Raw genomic sequence first — 2,844 nt, forward strand, 5'->3', positions numbered from 1 at the left:
TTTCTTTATTAAGCAATAATACGCTTCAAGCCAGTCATGTCAAGGGCTAAAGGCAGTTTTGAAAAAACTTGTTGTTTCTATATGTATCAAGATAAGAGGAAACTGGCAAAAAAACGCCAGTTTCAACCCCTCGGGCGCTGTCGCCCCGAACCCCGACCAAGCTGAACCAGCTTGACCGTGAAACATGAGCGGGGGCTCCCGCTCATACTCACCCCATCACTCGCCGTGAGGGCAGGAAAGCAAAGTTTAAGAAACTTTGGCTTTCAGCCAATTCAGTGTCGGGGTTTAGTTAGCTAGTCAACTCCTTATCCTCGCTCCCATTGGTCGTTCCGGTACCGTTGACTACCAGCTCGTACCCGCTTTTAGTTGCAACGTGATGCAAGGATTAAGTTCGAAGAAGTGCAAACTAAAAAGTGTAATTTTAATCTAAGTCATTTATATTCTTTCAATTGATACACACAAACTGTGCTTCTTTTAATTTAATACGGGATTTTTACTAGTATTCGTGTATTTTATAAGGAGTTCTACTTTTTGTTAAGGATCAGATTTAATGCGGTGAATAGATATTTACTACTGTAATAATAGAAAGCACAAAAAAAGATCCTTAAAAGGATCTCTTTTTGTAACTAGTAGAAAAAATCTTGCAGATTATTTTTACCGTTTACGTGTTTAATTATTATCTCCATCAGAATTGGCTTTTCCGCCTTTTTTTCCGATTTTTTCATAAAAATCTTTGTCGTGAGATTCGGAAGTGGCTTCTCCACCCTTTTTTCCGATTTTTTCATAAAAATCTTTGTCATGAGATTCAGAAGTGGCTTCTCCACCTTTTTCACCATTTTCTTTGTAGAATTCGTCACCATGATTATTTGAAGTAGCTTCTCCACCCTTGCGTCCAGCTTCTTCTCTGCTCATTTTTTCGTTATCTTTTTCAGCCATAAAAATCCTCCTTTAATATTGAGTATTTGTATCTGCTTAATAACAATTTCTTCTACTAACACTATAGTATCAAGATAATTTTTTTAAGCAAACAAGAGGGCTTCTCGGAAGAAAACGTCATATAAATGTAATGAGTTTGAGACATTAAAAGTAAAAGAGAATTTTTTTCCTAACTAACTAAAATGATAAGTTCAATAAACATAGCTTTTTTTACAATCTACCAAACGACTAAACTTAATTTTTGAACCATGCTTTTTTAGTTGTTTTTTCCAAAATTAAGAATCCCGATTTAACAGCATTTAGCCGGCCTAAGTATCCTAGAATTTTGCTACTACACCCCCGATTTTGCACAAATATTACAATAAGAAATTGTAGCATTTTCCTAGGACTAAATATTGCAGTTATCACAAGGGCTTGGACGCCGACACTGTCGGCTCATTTTTTTAGTTTGAGTGAAGCGAAATCTAAGACAGTTTGTAAAAAAGACACCACATTTTTGTGTGGTGTGTAAGTGCGCCTTTAGACCCCTTAACGGAATTATGATATCCTTGATTTGTTTAAGACGGTGACTACTAACCAAGAAGAATTCGCTAGCTTGCCAGAGCTAAGGCAGTAGTTACACAAAAAGCAATCACCACGGATTTTATCATCCAAAGCGATTGCTTTTTTTAATACTACCAGACCAAATAATTTTTACGTTGTTGATCCCACTTAGCCACAATTAATTCAGCTTCAGTCGGTTCTGGCAATTCTTCCCCATCAACATTCACTAAATCACCGTTATCGGCATCGTCCAATTTCAATTGCCGTTTAATTCGCTTCAGTAAGCCGCCATAGCCAATTTGGCGAGTACCAGCCAAGGCTTGTTCCAAGTCATCAATCACCTGTTGATTACGATTATCATCGTCAGTCATGTAATCAGCAGACTTAACTTGATATTTGGCTGTTTCCTGCGCGCTAGCGAGCAAAGAGGACTTTCCCTTAGATTTATTTGCCCGAACCGCTTCGACGTTCACAATCGGCTTATATGAGCTTCTAAGAGCCTTCTGCCACAAATCAGTCCAATTAACCTGTGACAAATAATTATTCCCATTACCAGTAAAATAACTAGATTTAACAAACAGTAAAACATGTAAATGCTGATGATAAGTGCCATTGTCATTAGTCGTAATTTCAGTCGAACGAACATACCCTAGTAAATTCTTAACTACTTTTTTATAACGAATCAATTTATTAAATGCTTGAGTTAAAGCCCTCAAACGTAGTTTTAAATCAACACCATCAACCGCATTTCGCTCCGTAAGCGTCAAAAAAATAAATCGTCCCGTGGGCTGCTGTTTATGAGCCTCAGCCAGAATTTTTTTCAATTGTCCAGAATTTTTCATGCTTCGACGCCAATTACATAGCGGACATAAACGACTTTTACAAAACCATGTCTGATAAAGTTTCGTATTTCCATCAAGCATTTTACGAAAACGTAAAACATCTGCACACCCCTGTACTTTATGAGCTTTTTTATATAACAGAATCGATAAATATTCAGCATAACGTAAGCTCTCTAATTTTTTCTGCCGCCAAGGTCGCTGGTTCCCGTAATTATCCTTATCTTGCAATACTTTCTTACCAGCCAAATTAAAAACTCCTCTCACTAGCCACGTGAGAAGAGTTAATCTTTTATGTGTTTACTAAAACTAAGGGCTTGACGCTTACTAACTCAAGTCTTAAACTAAGTCTAGTAAATACGAATTTTGAAGATTAACTCACGTGTTCCGGGTCGCCAAACTAGGAATTCTCACGTGGGTTTTTTTATTGTTTTCTTTATTAAGCAATAATACGCTTCAAGCCAGTCATGTCAAGGGCTAAAGGCAGTTTTGAAAAAACTTGTTGTTTCTATATGTATCAAGATAA

2 protein-coding genes are annotated in these 2,844 nt (G+C 37.0%); both read right to left on the minus strand.

Annotation, left to right across the window (positions count from 1 at the left end; genetic code table 11):
- Positions 1-669 precede the first annotated feature (669 nt).
- Positions 670-936, minus strand: coding sequence for a general stress protein (locus JOC59_RS09105; protein ID WP_205144434.1), 267 nt, complete (start codon positions 934-936; stop codon positions 670-672).
- A 674-nt stretch (positions 937-1,610) separates the two neighbouring features.
- The gene (locus JOC59_RS09110; RefSeq protein WP_205144435.1) at positions 1,611-2,567 is read right to left on the minus strand and encodes a protein rep; all 957 of its coding nucleotides are present in this window, start codon (positions 2,565-2,567) and stop codon (positions 1,611-1,613) included.
- Between the last annotated feature and the right edge of the window lie 277 nt (positions 2,568-2,844).

The sequence above is a fragment of the Periweissella beninensis genome, from assembly GCF_016908275.1.
GTDB lineage: Bacteria > Bacillota > Bacilli > Lactobacillales > Lactobacillaceae > Periweissella > Periweissella beninensis.